Below are 18,224 nucleotides of genomic sequence, written 5' to 3' on the forward strand. Positions count from 1 at the left end.
GACTTTTCATGTCATCAAAACTCATGGCTGAATTCTTTGGCACCTTCTGGCTTGTGCTTGGCGGCTGCGGCAGCGCGGTTCTTGCTGCAGGTGTTGCTGATGTCGGCATCGGTTGGCTGGGTGTTTCTTTTGCTTTCGGCCTGACGGTGCTAACCATGGCCTATGCGGTCGGTCATATCTCGGGCGGGCATTTCAACCCGGCGGTCAGCCTTGGGCTGATGATCGGCGGGCGGTTCGATGCCAAGGATCTGATTCCCTATTGGATCGCACAGGTAATCGGAGCGATCGCTGCGGCAGCCGTGCTCTATCTGATCGTCAGCGGAGCACCGGGTTTTGAGGGCGTTGGAGGGTTCGCGTCGAACGGGTATGGCGAGGCGTCACCCGAAGGCTATTCGATGATGTCGGCCTTGGTGATCGAAATCGTCATGACTGCGTTTTTCATCGTGATCATTCTCGGCGCAACCTCCAGCGGCGCGCCTGCCGGGTTCGCCCCAATCGCGATTGGTTTGGGGCTGACGCTGATCCACCTGATTTCGATCCCGGTAACCAACACCTCGGTGAACCCTGCCCGGTCAACCGGCGTGGCGTTGTTTGCCGATGGTCCGGCACTGGCGCAGCTATGGCTGTTCTGGGTGGCACCTTTGATCGGCGGCGCGATTGGCGCGCTGATCTGGCGGGCGATGTCGGACGACGATTGACCCGGCCGCATCAAGACCCCCCGGCCCGCAGAAGCGCGCCGGGGGTTTTCTTTTATTCGGTCACAGTAACCTTTTTCATCGCATCCGGTTGGCCGATCACTGCACCATTGGGGCCATCGCCCCGCTTGATCGCATCGACCACGTCCATTCCGTCTGTCACCTGACCAACAACGGTGTACTGACCATTCAGGAACGGGCCGGGCTCGAACATAATGAAGAACTGCGAGTTCGCGCTGTCTGGATCCTGCGCCCGCGCCATGCCGACGACGCCCCGGTCATAGTTGAAGTCCGAGAACTCCGCAGGCAGATCAGGGCGATCCGATCCACCCGTGCCCGCACGACGCATGTCGCCACCGGCACGGCCAAACTCGACATCGCCGGTCTGCGCCATGAATCCGTCGATCACACGATGGAACACAACCCCATCGTACTGACCAGCAGCGGCCAGAGCGGTGATCTGCTCCACATGCTTGGGTGCAATATCCTCGAACAGATCAACGGTGACGGTGCCATTGGCCCCCTCGCCCTCGATCTCAATCTCAAGCCCGGTTGCCAGCGCAGGGCTGGCCAGCAAGGCAAAAACAGCGGCCAGCTTATGCATCGGCGGCCACCTTGACGCTGATCATCCGGTCAGGGCTCGCAGGCGGCTCACCACGCACGATGGCGTCCACATGCTCCATCCCGTCGATGACGCGGCCATAAACGGTGTACTGACCGTTCAGGAAATGGTTGTCCTTGAAGTTGATGAAGAACTGCGAGTTTGCCGAATCCGGGTTGGCCGAACGCGCCGCACCCAGGGTTCCGCGATCATGGGGCAGTTTCGAGAATTCTGCCGGAACATTCGGCAGCGACGATCCACCGGTGCCCGCCATACGAATGTTGAACCCGTCTTCCATGTCGCCATGCTGCACGTCGCCGGTTTGCGCCATGAACCCGTCGATCACCCGGTGGAAGGCGACGTTGTCATACTCGCCACCGCGGGCCAGCTCTTTCATGCGTTCCGCGTGCTGAGGGGCCACGTCGGGCAGCAGCTCGATAACGACATTGCCGTCTTTCAGTTCGATGATGATCGTGTTTTCGGGGTCTTTGATCTCGGCCATCTGGCCCTCCTGTCTTTGAAACTTGCGCAAATACCTATGACGCGGACGCGCGAATGCCAAGTGACGCATTGACCTGAAGGCAAAATGCAGGAAAAGAACCGCCTGAAACTGGACGCAATGGGCAAGGATAGACGCGATGGGCTGGAAAACTCTGGACGATATGGAACTGAACGGCAAACGGGTTCTGGTACGTGTGGATATCAACGTGCCCGTCGCGGATGGTGTGGTCACGGATGACACCCGCATTCAGCGCATCGTGCCAACCGTGCGCGATATCCTCGCCGCAAACGGCAAGCCGATCCTGCTGGCCCATTTCGGTCGGCCGAAAGGCGAACGCGTCGCCGAGATGTCTCTCAGGCAATTGGTCCCGGCGCTCGAGACCGCCTTTGGCACACCGGTTCGGTTCGCCGATGATTGCGTCGGTCCTGAGGCCGAAGCTGCCGCAGCATCGCTGGGTGCAGGCGAGGTACTGCTATTGGAAAACACCCGTTTCCATGCCGAAGAAACCAAGAACAGCTTGCCCCTTGCTGAAGGCATGGCAAAACTGGGCGATGTCTATTGCAACGACGCCTTCTCGGCCGCCCACCGCGCGCACAGCTCGACCGAAGCACTTGCCCGCCTGCTACCGGCCTGCGCCGGTCGTCTGATGCAACAGGAACTCAGCGCGCTTGAGGCTGCCTTGGGTGCACCCAATCGCCCCGTCACTGCCGTTGTCGGTGGCGCGAAAGTGTCAACCAAACTAGACCTGTTAGGCAACCTGATCGAAAAGGTCGATTACCTCGTAATCGGCGGAGGTATGGCCAATACCTTCCTGGTGGCCAAAGGGATCGACGTCGGAAAATCTCTGGCCGAACAAGCCATGACCGACACGGCCACCGAGATATTGAGCAAAGCCGAATCTACAGGCTGCACGATCGTCCTGCCGCGCGACATCGTGGTAGCCGAGGCATTCGAGGCAAACGCACCGCATCAGGTACTGCCCGCGGATCAATGCCCTGCCGACGCCATGATACTGGACGCTGGCCCCGAAAGCGTCGAAGCCGTGGCCAAGGTGCTGGAGAAAAGCCAGACCCTGATCTGGAACGGCCCGCTAGGCGCGTTCGAGCTGACCCCGTTCGACGCCGCCACCAATGCCGCCGCGCTGCAAGCCGCGGCTTTGACCCGAGATGGCAAACTAACCTCAGTCGCGGGTGGAGGTGACACGGTGGCCGCGCTGAACGCATCGGGTGCAGCGGCTGAATTTTCTTATATCTCCACCGCAGGTGGTGCGTTCCTGGAATGGATGGAAGGTAAGGCTCTGCCAGGCGTCGCCGCTCTGGTTCGGTAAGCGCCCAACCCTCAGATTTGACCTTTTTATTCACAGGGGATTCACAAGCCGAATCACCTGTGACATAGTACCGGCAGATGCCCGCTAAGGGCACGTTTTGAGGCAGTTCGTTCTACGGTGGTTTACACGGTGACCCGTTCCTATCGACCCGGTCTTGGGGCATTCGCATTCTACTCGGTCGCCTTTATGTTAGGCGTCTATTTCACCTTTGCCGCCGTGCAGGGGGATTATGGCTTGTTCCGACGTGTGGAAATTGCAGCGGAACGTGACGCGCTGTCCCGCGACCTTACCCTGCTTCAGGATGAGATCGCGCGAATGGAAAATATGACCCGTCGTCTGTCTGATACTTATCTGGACCTTGACCTGCTGGATCAGCAGGCACGATCTATCCTCGGCATGATCCGCGCCGATGAAATTGTCATTCGCTGATCACGCCCAGGCACAGGGGTTTTTTACAGAAAAATCACTCACCCTAATTCATCTTCTAAGATTTTCTGCCACCGAAACGAAGGCACCCTGCCCCCGCGTCACATTTGTACTCGCCAGAACGCGCGAAATGCTTTATGAGATAGTTTAACGCTAAACTATCTGTCCGAGAGGGGGAGATCGCCACGATGGCTGCGCGAAAAACCACAAAGAAACCAAATGTTTCTGCGGAAGAACTTAAAACCTACTACCGCGAGATGCTTCTGATCCGCCGATTCGAAGAGAAGGCAGGTCAACTCTATGGAATGGGTCTGATCGGTGGGTTCTGCCACCTTTATATCGGGCAGGAAGCCGTCGTTGTGGGCCTCGAGGCTGCCGCCAAAGAAGGCGACAAGCGGATTACCTCCTACCGCGATCACGGACACATGCTGGCATGTGGCATGGACCCAGGTGGTGTTATGGCCGAATTGACTGGTCGCGAAGGTGGCCTTTCAAAAGGTAAAGGCGGCTCGATGCACATGTTCTCGAAAGAGAAACACTTCTATGGCGGCCACGGTATCGTCGGCGCTCAGGTGCCATTGGGCGCAGGTCTGGCCTTCGCCGACAAGTACAAGGAAAACGGTGGCGTAACCTTCACCTATTTCGGTGATGGCGCGGCCAACCAGGGCCAGGTTTATGAGACGTTCAACATGGCGGCGATCTGGGATCTGCCGGTTGTCTTTGTGATCGAGAACAACCAATACGCCATGGGCACGTCGCAGACGCGTTCGACCTCAACCAAAGACATCTACCATCGGGGCGAGGCGTTCGGCATCCCCGGCGAGATCGTCAATGGCATGGACGTTCTGGCGGTCAAAGCTGCTGGTGAGAAGGCCGTCGCCCACTGCCGCGCTGGCAAGGGCCCCTACATCCTCGAGGTCAAAACCTACCGCTATCGCGGCCATTCGATGTCCGACCCAGCCAAATACCGCACGCGCGAAGAAGTTCAGAAGGTCCGCGAACAAAGCGACCCGATCGAACACGTGCGCGAGCTGCTGCTAACCGGCAAACATGCGACCGAGGATGATCTGAAGGCGATCGACAAAGAGATCAAGGAGATCGTCAACCAGGCCGCAGAATTCTCAAAAGAAAGCCCCGAGCCGTCTATGGACGAGCTCTGGACAGATATCTACGCCTGAGAGGACGACTAAGACATGGCAACCGAAATTCTCATGCCCGCCCTTTCGCCCACGATGGAAGAGGGCACACTGGCCAAATGGCTTGTTAAGGAAGGCGACACCGTATCCTCGGGCGACATCATGGCCGAGATCGAAACTGACAAAGCGACTATGGAGTTTGAAGCTGTCGATGAAGGCATCGTCGGCAAGATCCTGATCGCGGATGGCACCGAAGGGGTCAAAGTGAACACCCCCATCGCCGTGCTAGTGGAAGAAGGCGAGGACGCCTCCGCGCTGCCCGCGGCTGCTCCCGCAGCTGAAACGGTGACCGAGGCCGCCCCTGCGGCGGTTGAGGTCCCCGCTCCTGCCACTGCCCCAGCTGCGCCGGTGGTCGACCTGTCGCCCGACTGGCCCGCAGATGCAGAGATGAAGTCCGAAACCGTCCGCGAAGCACTCCGCGATGCGATGGCCGAAGAAATGCGCGGTGATGAAGATGTCTATCTGATGGGCGAGGAAGTTGCCGAATATCAGGGCGCGTATAAAATCTCCCAAGGTCTGCTCGATGAGTTCGGTGCCAAGCGTGTCATCGACACTCCGATCACCGAGCACGGTTTTGCAGGCATCGCGGTTGGATCGGCCTTTGGCGGATTGAAACCAATTGTAGAGTTCATGACTTTCAACTTTGCCATGCAGGCGATTGACCAGATCATCAACTCTGCCGCCAAGACGCTTTATATGTCTGGCGGTCAGATGGGTTGTCCCATCGTGTTCCGTGGCCCCAACGGTGCCGCCGCCCGCGTGGCTGCTCAGCACAGCCAGGACTACGCCGCGTGGTACATGCAGGTGCCTGGCCTCAAGGTGGTGATGCCCTATTCCGCAGCCGACGCCAAAGGCCTGCTGAAATCGGCCATCCGTGATCCGAACCCGGTTGTGTTCCTTGAAAACGAAATCCTCTACGGCCGCTCCTTCGACGTGCCGCAAGTGGATGACCTTACCATCCCGCTGGGCAAGGCCCGCATCTGGCGCGAAGGCTCGGACGTGACCATCGTCAGCTTCGGCATCGGCATGCAATATGCGCTGGAAGCCGCCGACAAGCTGGCCGAGGACGGCATCAGCGCCGAGGTGATCGACCTGCGCACTATCCGCCCGATGGACACCGGCGCGATCATCAACTCGGTGATGAAAACCAACCGCCTTGTGACCGTCGAAGAAGGCTGGCCGCAAGGTTCCGTTGGTAGCTACATCAGCTCGGTCGTGATGCAGGAAGCGTTCGATTATCTCGACGCACCGGTCATCACCCTCACCGGCAAAGATGTTCCGATGCCATATGCAGCGAACCTCGAAAAGCTGGCGCTGATCACCACTGATGAGGTGATCACGGCGGTGAAACAGGTGACCTACCGGTAATGGAGATCAGGGGCCGCGATCCAGCAACCGAATGCTACCGTGTCGAGATTGATCTCGATGATCGGACCGTGCGGGCGCTTGTGCCCGAACGGCTTGCGGCGGATATGCGGTTGATCGGCGCGCGCCCCTCGCACCAGACCGCCTATGTCTGGATGGCGGAGAACAAAGATAAAATCGAGGCTGCGATTGCGACGCTCGCACGCGGCACCGGGCGCCCCAAAGCGCCCTTTGACCAAATTACTCTGATTGAGGAGCGCTGAAATGCCCACCGAAATCCTGATGCCTGCCCTGTCCCCGACGATGGAGGAAGGCACACTTGCAAAATGGCTCGTCAAGGAAGGTGACACCGTCTCCTCAGGCGATCTTTTAGCCGAGATTGAAACTGACAAGGCTACGATGGAGTTCGAAGCCGTCGATGAAGGTATTGTCGGCAAGATCCTGATCCCCGAGGGCACCGAAGGCGTCAAGGTCAACACCGCGATCGCAGTCTTGCTTGAAGACGGCGAAAGCGCTGATGATATCGCGACCACGCCAACCGCTGCTCCTGCGGCTGCACCAGCAGCTGCAGCGGGCAACGAGGCTGCCGCACCAGCGGCACCCGAGGCGCCCGCCCCTGCCCCGGCAGCGCCGGCCAAAGCGGATGGCGGTCGTATCTTCGCCTCCCCCCTTGCTCGTCGGATTGCCGCACAAAAAGGCCTGGATCTGGCACAAATCTCAGGTTCTGGTCCTCATGGTCGTATCGTCAAAGCCGATGTGGAAAGCGCCACAGCCGCACCTGCAGCGGCACCAGCGCCTGCTGCTGCGGCCGCCCCAGCCGCCGCTGCGCCTGCAGGCCCATCGGCAGACGCTGTGGCCAAGATGTATGAAGGTCGCGAATACGAAGAGATCAAACTCGACGGCATGCGCAAAACCATCGCGGCGCGTTTGTCTGAGGCGAAGCAGACCATTCCGCATTTCTACCTGCGCCGCGACATCAAGCTGGACGCGCTGCTCAAGTTCCGCAGCCAGTTGAACAAACAGCTCGAAGGCCGGGGTGTGAAGCTCAGCGTCAATGACTTCATCATCAAAGCCGTCGCCAACGCGCTGCAGCGGGTACCCGAATGCAATGCCGTCTGGGCGGGCGACCGGGTTCTGCAACTGAAACCATCGGACGTGGCTGTCGCGGTTGCGATCGAGGGAGGCCTGTTCACACCGGTCCTGCAAGACGCCGACACCAAGTCGCTATCTGCCCTATCGACCGAGATGAAGGATCTTGCAGGCCGCGCCCGCGAACGCAAGCTGGCACCGCATGAATATCAAGGCGGCACCTTCGCGGTCTCGAATCTTGGCATGTTCGGCATCGACAATTTCGACGCCATCGTGAACCCGCCGCATGCTGGTATTCTCGCGGTTGGCACCGGCCTCAAGAAACCTATCGTGGGCGAGGACGGAGAACTGACAGTCGCAACCGTCATGTCAGTCACCATGTCGGTCGATCACCGGGTCATCGACGGCGCGCTTGGCGCTCAGCTGCTGCAAGCCATCGTCGACAATCTGGAAAACCCGATGGTCATGTTGGCCTAAGCCAACCGGAATACGCACAAAAAAGGCCGCCTCGAACCCCGAGGCGGCCTTTTTCGTCTATTCATTCAGATTTACTGGTCTTTCCCCAGCATATGATCCATCGAGATCGACGGCTGATCGCACCCGGCCTCGCCCACGATCTTAGCGGGAATGCCTGCAACCGTCGTGCACGGTGGAACCTCCTGCAGCACCACAGAACCCGCAGCGATACGGCTGCAATGGCCGACCTCGATATTGCCCAGAACCTTGGCACCAGCTCCGATCAGAACTCCATCACCAATTGTGGGATGGCGCTGTTCCTCTTCCTTGCCGGTCCCGCCCAGCGTCACCGAATGCAACATCGAGACATTGTCACCCACAACGGCAGTCTCACCGATCACGATGGAATGCGCATGGTCAATCATGATGCCCTTACCAATCCGCGCGGCGGGATGGATATCGATCCCGAAAATCTCGGATGACCGCATTTGGAAGAAATAGGCCAGATCATGCCGTCCCTTCTTCCAAAGCCAATGGGCCACACGGTAGGCCTGCATCGCCTGATAGCCCTTGAAATACAGAATCGGCTGCAGCAGGCGGTGGCAGGCCGGATCGCGTTCATAGACGGCCATCAGATCGGCGCGCGCGGCTTCAATCACCGAATTGTCATCGGCATAGGCCTCGTCCACGATCTCGCGCAGGACCATCATCGACATCTCGTTCGAGCAGAGTTTGGCCGAGATTCGATAGGAAAGCGCCCGTTCCAGGCTGCGGTGATGCAGTATACAGGCATGCACCAACCCGCCCATCAGCGGCTCTTTTTCAACGGCCGCGTGGGCCTCAGAGGTTATGCGATCCCAAACGGGATCCACTGGCGTCACTTGGCTGCGCGTTTCGAACATGGCTTTTCATCCTTTGCTGCGCTTAGAATAGCCATCTAGTGGCAAAAACGCCAAACGCAAACCCTTGATGCACAGTGCAACAAAAAATGAACTCAGCTAAACTGGAGCAATTCCGGCAACTCATCCACCAGCGCCTTAGCGATCTGGCCACGCAATCCGCAGCTGGCCAAGAAGCTCAATCGATTGTGGAACTGGATCAACAGGCAGTTGGTCGACTTAGCCGAATGGATGCCCTTCAAAATCAGGCGATGGCGAAAGCCCAGCAGGTTCGGCGGAACACCGAAGTTCATCGTCTTCAGGCTGCGCTTGTCCGGATTGAAGAGGACGAGTTTGGCTATTGCGAAGATTGCGGCGAGGAAATTGCCCACGGTCGGCTAAAATTGGACCTTGCCGCATCCAAATGTGTCAGCTGCGCGACTGCTTAATCTGAAACCGGATCAGTTTTAGCAGAACCATCTCGAAACACTGGCAATATTGCAGATCATCGAAACTTGGTTCATCTGCCAGCGGTCGACTGCGTGCAGCCGCCATTAGTGAGCCATTTCCGTAAACCGGATGCAGTGGACCCGTTCTGGCGACGTGCTGATCTGCCAGTTCGGCCGCAGAGATCAAAAGGGTGCTCAACTGATCACGGTCGGCTAGCGGCGCGGCCAGCAAAGCCCGCGCCGCCGCGCTGATATCTCCGTGCAGGACTGGCCGCACGGCTAGCCGACCGAAAGGCGCGCAAACGCCCCGGGTCCGTAGGTGGCCGACACCTGCGCGACCGCGATATCGTAGGGTCCGGCCAACCCATCTTCCGCTTTCATCGCGGCGGAATACTGCCAGATTGGATCGCTGGTGACTGTTTCGCGCAACAAAGCACCCTGGGCGAAGAGACGGATCAGATAGGATTCACTTTCTTCCGCCAGCGGCACATCCAGCGCGCTCCAGTCATCGCCATCAATCCGCGTGCGCCGCACCCACGAGATCTCGTCCCCCGTGCCCGACGCAGAAACCCGCAAATGCACCGGCGCGTAAGGTCTCAGCCCATTGCCATCGAACGCTTCGACCAGATGCTCATAGGCCGGGTCTTCATATCCGCGCGTTGCGGGGCCAATGCGGTAATGCTTTGCCACGCGGCGTTCGGTGCGCAACAATCCGGTCTGATAAACACGTTCATCCAACAGCACAAAGGTGGACCCCTCTGGCCAGACATCCGGCATCAGGGCATCCGTACCCAACTGCCCCCGCAACCGACCCGACAAATTGTAAACGCCAGCCTCCTGCAGGGCCGCATCCGAGAATTGGAACACTTCCCAATTGCCGGGCGTTCCGTCACCGATCGCGGCCAGATTGGCGCCGCTCAGCAATGCCGAGCGGGGGCGGGATTCCAACACGCCATCGATCAGATTGACCCGCAGTACGGCCCCTTCGTCCCAGAGCCCAGCGCCAGCGCGCCGCAGCGGTGTCTCGGTGAACCCAATCACCGCCTGCCCTGCGATCACCTGATGCAGCGTGTAATCCTCGTCCTGAGCAGCCGAATAGACGGCCACGTTGCCGGGCCACGGCTCGGCCGAGATTGCAAGATAAGGTGCATGGGGCGCTTCGGATCCGGTGATCAGCGGCAGGTCCATGAACACCGGTAAGACGGGCACCGGCGCGATAAACGGTTTGGCCGCAGCTACATCGTCCAACACGTCGGACGGCGTATAGACGCCGGGTTCAATCCGTACTGCATCGGCCAATTGCATCTCGGCCTGTTCCAGCCGGTCAATCCGATATAGCGTTCCGTCCCCAGCATCCGGCAAACGCACCACATCGCCAGCCCCGACATGCAGCAGCGAGGGCGGTAGAGCAAAGCGCGCCGTCTCGCGCGAGATGCGGGATTCGCTCAGCCAGCGTTCGACCGTCTGACGCCCCTCAGCGCGGGTCATCGACAGAGGCATTTCGTTGACGGCGACCGAATGGGTTCTGTCATCGGGCAAGACGGCCTCTTCCGCGACGACATCATGGTTGGCATCCGATTGGACGAACCGTAAACGGACACGCCCTGTCATCTCAGCCTCTGCCTCGCGGCGATGTTCCACCGGTCCATCGATATCCGAGCTGATCGCGATTTGCTCGGGATCCAGATCTACAGCCTGACGCCCATCCCGCGTTCTGAACTTCAGCACCCCGTCTCGCTCGATCGCGTCGAACCCATAGCGCAGCATCAGCGGTTGCAAAGCCTGCCGGGCGTTCATCACCTCTTCGACCGCATAGCCGCGCACCACGCCATACAGCTCAGAGACATCGATGGCCGTCATCCCCGCCTTGTGACAGATTTCTGTCACAACCGAGGCCAGTGTCCGCGACCCGGACCGCCCGTTCAGCCAATGCCCGCGCGCGTAGTTGTCTCCGTCAGTCCACTGCGACCTCAGGTTTGGAAAGGTTGGGAAGGGTCGTGCATCCCAGGCCCAGACAAAGGCGTTCGACAGGTCCACCATCGGGCCTTCATAGATGTCCGAGACCGGATTGATCTCAGGATCACCCCAATAGCCAAGTACAGCCCGGAGGTACTGAACCATGATGAAATCGTCTCGCACCCCGTTGGAATAATTCGGCAAATCCGATTCCGACGATTTCGGGTCCAGGAACTTGTTCGGCTGGTTCGTGCCCTTATCGATGGCCGCGCATCCCAGTTCTGTAAACCAGATCGGCTTAGCTCCAGGAACCCAATCCGTAGGGGTCTCCTGCCGGACGCCGTTGATCCGTTCGTGATGTCGGTTCCCCCACCAGTTGCGCACATCCTTGTACCGCCAAACCCATGGCTCGCCATTGGCGTTATCGGTGATCGGGCTTCGTATCTGCGCTTCGGCCTCTTCGGGTGAAGCGTAATACCAATCATACCCCTCACCGCCTTCGATATTGCCACGCAGATAGTCGAGGTCATAGATCGACCCGTTCGACGCCTCAGCGTCCAGATGCGAGGCGCCATCCCGCCAGTCGGACAGCGGCATATAATTGTCGATGCCGACAAAATCGATGTTCTTATCAGCCCAAAGCGGATCAAGGTGAAAATACCGGTCACCGGTGCCATCCTGCGGTTGATACCCGAAATACTCGGTCCAGTCGGCGGCATAGCCGATCTTGGTCTCCGGCCCCAATATCGTACGCACCTCCGCAGCCAATTCCCGCAACTCGGCAACTGCTGCAAAGCCCGACGCACCGCGGATTTGTGTCAGCCCGCGCATCTCGGACCCAATGCAGAAGGACTCCACACCACCCGCGGCCTTGCACAGGGCCGCATAGTGCAAAATGAACCGCCGCAATCCCCATTCACTTGGGCCACGATAGGTCACTTTGCTGCCGCTGGTCGAGAAATGTGACGCTCGCGCAGTACCAAAGAACGCCGCCACTTGGGCATCCGCATCAGCAGTTTGATCCGGTGAGCCCGGCCGTCCCGGAGCCACATTCAACGTGATCCGCCCCCGCCACGGCAAATGCGGCTGATCAAAAGCATCAGACCATGGATCAGGCAGGCCGTTGCCCTCTGATTGCTCCATCAGAATGAACGGATAGAACATGACTCGTTTGCCCGAATTCTTCAGATGCCGGATCGCCTGCACCACCGCCGCATCAGCCGGGGTGCCGCCATAGATCGGGCGCCCATCTTGCCATTTCACTTGCCCTGCCACAGTTCGGGACAGACCCGAAACACTCCAGGGCATGTTTGCGCCCTCAATATTCTTGCGTTCGACCTTGGGGCGGATCTGGCATTCTCCGCAGCGCAAATCATTGCCGAACCACGACACGATCAACGACGCTGCCTCGCACCCCGGCAGCTCTTTGCTCAGCGCGCGGTTCGAGGTCACCAGATCGGACTTGCCCGACGGCGAGTTGACATTCGCCGCCCAACTACGGCCCCGGCCCTTGGTGTAATTGACTTGGGATGAAGCCAGCGCGTACTCGCCTGTTCCCGGCATCAGCGCCACGCCTTTAATGATCCGAGACAGCGCGTCTGCGGCATCCGGCATCTCGTCTTGATCTTGCCGTACCACCTCGAATGAGAATTGCGGTACACGGTTGCCAAAAGGGCCCAGCGCTAGATCCTCGATCACCACATAAGCCGTACCGCGATAGGCGGGCACCGTGCCTGCGCCTTCAACCGCCTCAATCAGCGGGTCGGGCAGTTGCTCATGATCGCCGCGATAAATCCGCATATTCAGCGTTCGGCGCTCGACCTCTTCACCATCGGCCCCGACACGCGTGATATCCGCGACCTGGCCCGCGCCCACAGCAATCGCCAGAGAAACCGAATAGCTGTAGCTATGGGTGGTGGTTGTCGTCGTCACCTCAACGGGCTTGGGCTTACCTTTGCCCCCGCCACCACCACCCGAAGTTTGTGTTGAGGTCGATGTAGAGCGGGTTTCCAGAAAATCCGATGCCCAGATGACCTGTCCGCCGATACGCATCCGGCCATAGACTGTTGCGACGGTCGCACCCTCGCCGGTCTCGGTCAGACGGAAGCGATCCAGACGTCCGGTTTCAACGACCTCACTGCCGCCCCCCATGACTGACTGGCCATCAGCCGGTTGTCAATCACCCGCCCCAGTGTCGCCCCCACCGCACGACCAATCACAGCTGTCGACAGCCCTGCGACCGAGCCCCCGATCGAGCCCCCAATTGCCGCCCCGGCGGCAGACAGAACTATTGTAGCCATCAGAGGTCCTCCAGCGGGAATTCGAAACAGGCGACAACGCGGCGACGCCACGGTTCGCTCAGCGTGTTTTCAACAACACCATGCCCGGTATAGGCGTGGATGAACCGCAACGGGTCATGGGCGCTGACGATGCCCAGATGCTTGGCCACCGCCGCGTCCCGCATCCGAAACAGCAAAACATCCCCCGGAGCCATCTCCTCGGGCGATTTCTCGATGAGATGGCGGCGGGCCGCAGCCCACATTCGTTCCTCGCCCTGCGGTTCTGACCAGTCCATGCTGTAGACCGGCACCGCCTCGGGTTCGTTCCCCATCACCGCGCGCCAAACGCCGCGCAACAGGCCCAGACAATCGGCACCCGCACCCCGCACCGAGGCCTGATGCACGTAGGGCGTACCCAGCCATGTCCGCGCTTCTTCCACGATTTCCTGCTTAGTTCGCATCACCGCCTGCTTCCCCCTCTGTGTTGGCTGCTGCGCTTGGGTACGGCCATGACCCAATCCTCGTGCGGCAGGTCGGGGAAGCCCTGAAAATTCAGCATGTTGTTGAACTTCAGCCGGCAGGTGGTCATGCGCTTGTCACACCCGGCGATCAACTGGACCCGGTCGCCAACCGCCAACCCGCCGCCAATCGACGACCACAGCGTAACGTTGCGCCCATCTCGCGCCGGTTCATCCAGTTTGATTGAGGCCCAAAGACCCTGTGCGGCACCATCAAGCACATCCAGCCTGCCGCGCTCGAACCACCCGGCGTCAGAACTCTCCGCCCCTCGCAACCGCAAAGCCACGCCGTCCAGAGCGACAATTTCAGCCTCAGCGCGATAGCCCGGCGTCTCCAGGGCAAAACGGCACACCTTGTCCCCCAGCACAGCCGTGCAGGGCTTCTGATAAATCCGCCCTAAAGGCCGGTTCAGCAGATCGGTCAACCCGCGCAATTCCGCATGGAACGCCCCGCCTGCGCGCCGCAATTCGCCAATCGAGCCGCGAAACTGCAGCATCCTCTGCTCTGGATCAGCCCAATTGACCAACCAGGCCCGCACCTCGGCCCCGTCAAAGCGGCCCGCCTCGATATCCTCTTCCCGGACCGAGGCATCAGACAGCGCGCCCATGGCCTCGGTATTGTCGATCGACAAACCAGTGGCCTGCTCAATCGCGGCAGCGGTCAGGCCAGTGCTGGCTTTGAACACCAGCCCGTCAAAGCTCAGCTCCCTGTCATGATCAGTGAAGCCGAAGGTGTGCCCGTCGCTGCGCGTAATCGCCCAGCAGCGGCAGGTGGTGGTCAAGCCCGTTTGCAAATGCGCCTGTAGCGCCTGTTTATCGCCGCTCATCAGACCCGCACCTCGACCACCGGCACATTGGGCACGTCGCCCGCCTGAAAGCTGGCGACGCTGGTCTGGATCTTGTCGGTGTCGAACCGCACCGGCACGTCGAACTCGAACCCTGCCGTAATCTCGACCTGTTCGGGCGGTGGTGCTGCAAAGGTCACACGTCCGACCGCCAGATCGACCTCAAAATCCACGCCTTCGCGCTGCGAGTCCTGATCCAGCCCAAGCTTCACAGTCCCCAGCACCGGCTTCAGGATTGGCCGAACATAGTTGAACCCGCCTGAGCTGTAGGTCTTGATCAGCTGAAACACTGTGGTCTCGCCATCCCCGCGCGCAATGACCTGATCGCCCTTGTCGACCTCTACCGTCGCCGCGCCCGACTTGAAATCCGACCAGTCCTTCCAGCGGAATCCAAACATCTGGCCCTGCCGCGCCTCAAAAAAAGAGATCAGCGTCTCGACATCGTCCAGCGACCGCATCCCCAGACCCGCATCATAGCGTCTGCGCGAATGCGCCTAGGGCGTGTTGCGTTCCTCAAACCCATTCGCCAGCGTCACAATATCCGTGCGCCGCTCTGGCCCGCCAACTGAACCGAAACTCAGGCTGGCAGGAAATCTCACCTCATGGAAATTCATCACCTGCTCCCTTTATCTGTTGCGATTGCCACGGCCCAAGGCGCGGCTCATCTGCGCGGCGATCTGACCCTGCGAGCGGCGGAATCCCTGTACATCGGGTGTGGAGATATTCATCACCACATTCACCGCCCGGCCCCCGCCTTGTGTCCGCACGCCCAGCTTGCCATCCGCGCCGCGCGCCAGCGGCATGATCGCCTCGGGACCAGCCTCACCCATTAACCCGGTGCCACCACGCATCGGGAACATGGTCGGGCTGCTGACGATGCCACCATTGGCAAACGGCATCACCCGGCCCTGGGAAAAACTGCCGCCATCGGCAAACGGCAAAATGCCCTGCACCAGACTGCCAACCCCGTTGGCAAGCATCCCGCCAAAGTGATCCGTCACCGGCTTGATTGCCGCCGAATAGGCCGTGCGGATCATAGAATTCTTCAGCACATCCAGCGCCCCCGACAGGTTCATCCCGTCCAGCACCACACCATCAAACGCCTTGCGCAAACCGCCGGACATGCCGCGCTCCAGCGTGGCCACATCCTTTCCAGTCTCTTCAAACGCAGCCTTGATCCGCCGCATCTGACCATCAAACGCTGATGCCATGGTCGCCGCATCGCCCAACGCATCACCCAGCGCCTCTCCCCGCTCCTGCAGGTCGTCAAAACCCTCACGATCCGTCATCACGCTCTCCTTGTTCTTTGTCCGGATAGGCGGCCAGCAAGGCATCCAGGCCCGCCCGGTTCATCGAAGGCATCCCTGCGCCCTGCCCCAGCATCAGCCGCAGCTCGACCGGGGTCAGACGCCAAAACTGATCCGGCGTCAGGCGCAGGCCGAGAAACCCGGCCCGCATCAACACGGGCCAGTCGAACCCGCTCACTCGGGCACCATGAAGGCCCGCGCCAGCAACTCGGCTGCCGCCTTGGCCCCCGCCATCGGCCCGCCCGCAATCTCGGCATGCAATAGTTCATCGCGCGTGACCTGCGCTCCGCCGCCCCGCAACCCGGCGACAAGCAAGGCCAGCACATCGCTGCTGGAATACCCGCCGCCCTCAAACCGCTGCACCAACTCGACCAGAGACCCGGCCTGCAGTTCTTGTTCCAATTCCGCCAAGGCACCCAAAGTCAGCTTGAGCACCCGCTGCTCCCCATCGATGGTCAGCGCCACCTCGCCCGTCCACGGATTGGCCATCAGAGCGCCGTAAAGCTCAGCGCACCGGCACTTGCCATGCTCATCTCATAGGTCGCCTCGCCGTTGTGCGAGCCCGCATATTCGATACTGCTCACCTGAAACGGCCCTTCGACGATGCCAAAATCAGGGATGATCACCTGAAACCCAGGCGTCTCACCGTCAAAGAACAGCTGACGCGCACGCTCATCCGTGCCTTCATCCTTGAATACGCCCGAGCCCGAGATCGAGGCCGATTTGACACCCGCCCCCGACAGCAGCTCACGCCACCCGCCCTGGCTTTCCAGGCTGGTGACATCCACGCTTTCCGCGTTAAAACTGATCCGCGTGGCGCGCAGCCCCGCGATAGTCTCGAACAGGCCCGTGCCGTTCATATCCACTTTGACCAACAAGTCTTTTCCGTTCTGGGCAGCCATATGCTCTCTCCGTTGATTGCTTAGTCGTCTTCCACGCGGGCGCGGAATCTCAGGTCGATCTGGCGGATCGCGCCGCCAGTTCCCGTGCGCCGGGCGCTAGCGCGTTCGAACCACAGCCCCACCAGATGGCCCCGGTCCAATGTCAACGCCGCGCCTTCCAGCGCGTCACACACTGCGCCCGCCAATGTCTTGGCCGCGCCAAAGCCCGCCGCTTCGGACACCACTGAGACCGTGAACCGATGCACCGCGCCTGCGCCCGTCCGGTCCGACGCGTCGCGCACCTCTTCCGGGCCAAGTGTCACGTAGGTCTGCGGCAACACCCCCGAAGGCACCGCGTCATAGATTGCCCCGCCCGACAGGGAGCTGACCTGCGCATCGCCCGCCAATTGCTGAAACACCGCCGCCTGCAAAGCGGCAGAAACGCCATAGCTCATGCCGCCACCTCTTCATCTGCGAAACAGGTCAGGTATTGGCCGCGCCCATCACGCTCGGCCACCGCACGAATGACAAACCGGCGCGTCCCTTCGACAAAGCGCTGATCCGGTGTGGGCCGCATTTGGGACCCCTCGGGCGCGCCCCGCACGACGATCCGGTACCCTACCCGCGACACCGAAGCGCCACCGACCGCGCGTTCCGCCCCACTGCGCGCCGTGACTTCCGCCCAAAGCGAGCCCAGCACGGCCCACGTTTCGGTGTATCCCCCCGAACCATCAGCACTCCGTACCGGCGCCTCAAGCACCAGTTTGCGGTTCAATCGCGGCGTGCTCATTGCGTCACCCCTGCACCGAAGCGCACTGTGCGGTAACGCTGGATCAGACTTGTCACACCAAACGGCATGCACCCCGCACCCAGCGCCGTCTCATCGCGATATTCGTAGTAATGCGCCGCCAACAGCAGCACCGCTTGCCCCAAATCCGCGGGCAGCCCGCCCCAATCCGCAGCCATCCCGACAGTGAAGGCAATCTTCACCGAGCCGCCGGTTTGCACCTTTGGCAAGCAGGATCCAACCGGACGCAGCCAAGGGCGCTGCGTGTCGCGCTCTAAACGGTAAGCCGCCGAGGGCGCAACCGTCTCGGTCCCTGCTGCATCTGTCAACGTGACCGCAGCAACCGAGACCACCGGGGCCACCGGAAGCACTTCACCTGCAGTGTCACGCCAGCCGTTCAGGCTCCATGAAAATTCCCGTTGGATCAGCACCTTACCAGTGCGCGCCTCTATCGCCGCAATGGCTGCGCGCAGAAAACCCTGCAGCACTTCGTCCTGCACATTGCCCTCGGCAAACCCCGTACCCAGCCGCAGATGCGCCTTGAACTGATCCACCGGCAGCGCCACATCCGCGATGGCGGTTTCTTCGATCAACATCATCCATTCACTCCGCAATCTCGGACCCCTCCGGGGCCGTATCCTTGGAAAATGACGGGCACGCGCCGCCC

The 18,224-nt window shown here is 60.4% G+C and carries 22 protein-coding genes and 2 pseudogenes; 8 read left to right on the top strand and 16 right to left on the bottom strand.

The window, feature by feature from the left end:
- Positions 1-8: 8 nt before the first annotated feature.
- A complete protein-coding gene (gene aqpZ, locus ACR0JR_RS04335) occupies positions 9-698 on the top strand; it encodes an aquaporin Z (RefSeq protein ID WP_170396526.1) in 690 nt (229 codons plus the stop codon).
- Positions 699-750: 52 nt separating this feature from the next.
- Here the strand turns inward: aqpZ and ACR0JR_RS04340 are convergent, their stop codons facing one another.
- Together ACR0JR_RS04340 and ACR0JR_RS04345 are read right to left on the bottom strand one after the other, a co-directional pair.
- Positions 751-1,299 carry a peptidylprolyl isomerase gene (locus ACR0JR_RS04340; protein ID WP_480455141.1) on the bottom strand — a complete coding sequence of 183 codons (549 nt, stop codon included), beginning with the start codon at positions 1,297-1,299 and terminating at the stop codon, positions 751-753.
- Positions 1,292-1,798 (bottom strand): peptidylprolyl isomerase, encoded by a 507-nt coding sequence (locus ACR0JR_RS04345; RefSeq protein WP_170693612.1) that lies wholly within the window; start codon positions 1,796-1,798, stop codon positions 1,292-1,294. The genes ACR0JR_RS04340 and ACR0JR_RS04345 overlap by 8 nt, the downstream gene beginning before the upstream one ends.
- A 136-nt stretch (positions 1,799-1,934) precedes the next feature.
- Between ACR0JR_RS04345 and ACR0JR_RS04350 the strand changes: the two genes are divergently transcribed.
- From ACR0JR_RS04350 to ACR0JR_RS04375, 6 genes are all read left to right on the top strand, one after another.
- Positions 1,935-3,125 (top strand): phosphoglycerate kinase, encoded by a 1,191-nt coding sequence (locus tag ACR0JR_RS04350; RefSeq protein ID WP_480455142.1) that lies wholly within the window; start codon positions 1,935-1,937, stop codon positions 3,123-3,125.
- 129 nt (positions 3,126-3,254) lie between these two features.
- Positions 3,255-3,554, top strand: a complete 300-nt coding sequence (locus tag ACR0JR_RS04355) for a septum formation initiator family protein (RefSeq protein WP_170540555.1) — start codon at positions 3,255-3,257, stop codon at positions 3,552-3,554.
- 185 nt (positions 3,555-3,739) lie between these two features.
- On the top strand, positions 3,740-4,729 hold the full coding sequence (gene pdhA, locus ACR0JR_RS04360; RefSeq protein ID WP_170773212.1) for a pyruvate dehydrogenase (acetyl-transferring) E1 component subunit alpha: 990 nt from the start codon (positions 3,740-3,742) through the stop codon (positions 4,727-4,729).
- Positions 4,730-4,744: 15 nt separating this feature from the next.
- On the top strand, positions 4,745-6,115 hold the full coding sequence (locus tag ACR0JR_RS04365; RefSeq protein ID WP_480455143.1) for a pyruvate dehydrogenase complex E1 component subunit beta: 1,371 nt from the start codon (positions 4,745-4,747) through the stop codon (positions 6,113-6,115).
- On the top strand, positions 6,115-6,375 hold the full coding sequence (locus ACR0JR_RS04370) for a hypothetical protein (RefSeq protein ID WP_010442121.1): 261 nt from the start codon (positions 6,115-6,117) through the stop codon (positions 6,373-6,375). The genes ACR0JR_RS04365 and ACR0JR_RS04370 overlap by 1 nt, the downstream gene beginning before the upstream one ends.
- A gap of 1 nt (position 6,376) precedes the next feature.
- The gene (locus ACR0JR_RS04375) at positions 6,377-7,678 is read left to right on the top strand and encodes a pyruvate dehydrogenase complex dihydrolipoamide acetyltransferase (protein WP_480455145.1); all 1,302 of its coding nucleotides are present in this window, start codon (positions 6,377-6,379) and stop codon (positions 7,676-7,678) included.
- 71 nt (positions 7,679-7,749) lie between these two features.
- Here ACR0JR_RS04375 and cysE read toward each other — a convergent pair whose 3' ends face one another.
- Entirely contained in the window at positions 7,750-8,559 is an 810-nt protein-coding gene (gene cysE, locus ACR0JR_RS04380) for a serine O-acetyltransferase (RefSeq protein ID WP_480455146.1), read from the bottom strand.
- 92 nt (positions 8,560-8,651) lie between these two features.
- Complete coding sequence (locus ACR0JR_RS04385) at positions 8,652-8,927, bottom strand: hypothetical protein (RefSeq protein ID WP_480455196.1); 276 nt, start codon at positions 8,925-8,927, stop codon at positions 8,652-8,654.
- Here ACR0JR_RS04385 and ACR0JR_RS04390 point away from each other — a divergent pair.
- Positions 8,919-8,984 carry a hypothetical protein gene (locus tag ACR0JR_RS04390; protein WP_310793658.1) on the top strand — a complete coding sequence of 22 codons (66 nt, stop codon included), beginning with the start codon at positions 8,919-8,921 and terminating at the stop codon, positions 8,982-8,984. The two genes, ACR0JR_RS04385 and ACR0JR_RS04390, sit on opposite strands and share 9 nt — an antisense overlap.
- Here the strand turns inward: ACR0JR_RS04390 and ACR0JR_RS04395 are convergent.
- From ACR0JR_RS04395 to ACR0JR_RS04450, 12 genes and pseudogenes are all read right to left on the bottom strand, one after another.
- A complete protein-coding gene (locus tag ACR0JR_RS04395) occupies positions 8,965-9,261 on the bottom strand; it encodes a DUF7742 family protein (RefSeq protein ID WP_480455147.1) in 297 nt (98 codons plus the stop codon). The genes ACR0JR_RS04390 and ACR0JR_RS04395 overlap by 20 nt on opposite strands.
- Before the next feature lie 2 nt (positions 9,262-9,263).
- Positions 9,264-13,240, bottom strand: a pseudogene (locus ACR0JR_RS04400) (baseplate multidomain protein megatron).
- On the bottom strand, positions 13,240-13,680 hold the full coding sequence (locus ACR0JR_RS04405; RefSeq protein ID WP_480455148.1) for an NlpC/P60 family protein: 441 nt from the start codon (positions 13,678-13,680) through the stop codon (positions 13,240-13,242). The pseudogene ACR0JR_RS04400 and the gene ACR0JR_RS04405 overlap by 1 nt, the downstream one beginning before the upstream one ends.
- The gene (locus ACR0JR_RS04410; protein ID WP_480455150.1) at positions 13,680-14,564 is read right to left on the bottom strand and encodes a DUF2163 domain-containing protein; all 885 of its coding nucleotides are present in this window, start codon (positions 14,562-14,564) and stop codon (positions 13,680-13,682) included. Before ACR0JR_RS04410 ends, ACR0JR_RS04405 begins: the two co-directional genes overlap by 1 nt.
- Positions 14,564-15,196, bottom strand: a pseudogene (locus ACR0JR_RS04415) (phage distal tail protein, Rcc01695 family). The gene ACR0JR_RS04410 and the pseudogene ACR0JR_RS04415 overlap by 1 nt, the downstream one beginning before the upstream one ends.
- A gap of 12 nt (positions 15,197-15,208) precedes the next feature.
- On the bottom strand, positions 15,209-15,871 hold the full coding sequence (locus ACR0JR_RS04420) for a phage tail tape measure protein (RefSeq protein WP_480455151.1): 663 nt from the start codon (positions 15,869-15,871) through the stop codon (positions 15,209-15,211).
- Entirely contained in the window at positions 15,858-16,067 is a 210-nt protein-coding gene (locus ACR0JR_RS04425) for a rcc01693 family protein (protein WP_480455153.1), read from the bottom strand. Before ACR0JR_RS04425 ends, ACR0JR_RS04420 begins: the two co-directional genes overlap by 14 nt.
- Positions 16,064-16,378 (bottom strand): gene transfer agent family protein, encoded by a 315-nt coding sequence (locus ACR0JR_RS04430; RefSeq protein WP_480455154.1) that lies wholly within the window; start codon positions 16,376-16,378, stop codon positions 16,064-16,066. Before ACR0JR_RS04430 ends, ACR0JR_RS04425 begins: the two co-directional genes overlap by 4 nt.
- Complete coding sequence (locus tag ACR0JR_RS04435; RefSeq protein WP_170374021.1) at positions 16,378-16,791, bottom strand: phage major tail protein, TP901-1 family; 414 nt, start codon at positions 16,789-16,791, stop codon at positions 16,378-16,380. Before ACR0JR_RS04435 ends, ACR0JR_RS04430 begins: the two co-directional genes overlap by 1 nt.
- A 20-nt stretch (positions 16,792-16,811) precedes the next feature.
- Positions 16,812-17,225 (bottom strand): DUF3168 domain-containing protein, encoded by a 414-nt coding sequence (locus tag ACR0JR_RS04440; RefSeq protein ID WP_480455155.1) that lies wholly within the window; start codon positions 17,223-17,225, stop codon positions 16,812-16,814.
- Entirely contained in the window at positions 17,222-17,560 is a 339-nt protein-coding gene (locus tag ACR0JR_RS04445; RefSeq protein ID WP_480455156.1) for a phage head closure protein, read from the bottom strand. The genes ACR0JR_RS04440 and ACR0JR_RS04445 overlap by 4 nt, the downstream gene beginning before the upstream one ends.
- Positions 17,557-18,156 carry a head-tail connector protein gene (locus ACR0JR_RS04450; RefSeq protein ID WP_480455157.1) on the bottom strand — a complete coding sequence of 200 codons (600 nt, stop codon included), beginning with the start codon at positions 18,154-18,156 and terminating at the stop codon, positions 17,557-17,559. The genes ACR0JR_RS04445 and ACR0JR_RS04450 overlap by 4 nt, the downstream gene beginning before the upstream one ends.
- Positions 18,157-18,224 lie beyond the last annotated feature (68 nt).

The organism is Ruegeria sp. AA3 (assembly GCF_056542905.1).